The following is a 607-nucleotide window of genomic DNA, read 5'->3' on the forward strand; positions in this document are numbered from 1 at the left end:
GCCTTGGTTGTCGTTTCCACCTTGGTTGTCGTTTCCGCCTTGGTTGTCGTTTCCACCTTGGTTGTCGTTTCCGCCTTGGTTGTCGTTTCCACCTTGGTTGTCGTTTCCGCCTTGATTACCTAAAACTTTTATACTATCTTGATCAAATACAAATTGAACATCGTAGAAATGGTGATAATTCATCGCATCAATATCTACTTTTACTTTTGCGTTTAATTTTTTAGATAAATCATCTACTTCCAACTCTACTACTTTTGTATTTTGCTCTTTATTCTCACTTAATACTTTTGCATTAACAAAAGAACTATTCTTCTCAAACTCAAACTTTGTAATCCATGCACTATTCGTTAATGTAAACGATACATACTTCTTACCATCTTTCACTTTTAGTACAGCTGGACTCTTTGTATATGTGTTCATCATTGAAATTTCTTCTGTTTTATCTTTTAGAACTTTAAAGCCAATGCTGTATTCACCATCTTTAAGGGCTTTTGGATCAATGGTTGTGTTGTTGCCTTGGTTGTTGTTTCCGCCTTGGTTATTGTTTCCGCCTTGGTTATCGTTTCCGCCTTGGTTGTCGTTTCCGCCTTGATTGTCGTTTCCACCT

The 607-nt window shown here is 37.1% G+C and carries 1 protein-coding gene; it reads right to left on the reverse strand.

Annotated elements, in window-relative coordinates:
- On the reverse strand, positions 1-607 hold a 607-nt coding region (locus FS802_RS31745), incomplete at both ends, for an NEAT domain-containing protein (RefSeq protein WP_260989091.1).

Origin of the sequence: Bacillus sp. DE0042 (genome assembly GCF_007680225.1) — a bacterium.
In the GTDB taxonomy this organism is placed as follows: domain Bacteria; phylum Bacillota; class Bacilli; order Bacillales; family Bacillaceae_G; genus Bacillus_A; species Bacillus_A wiedmannii.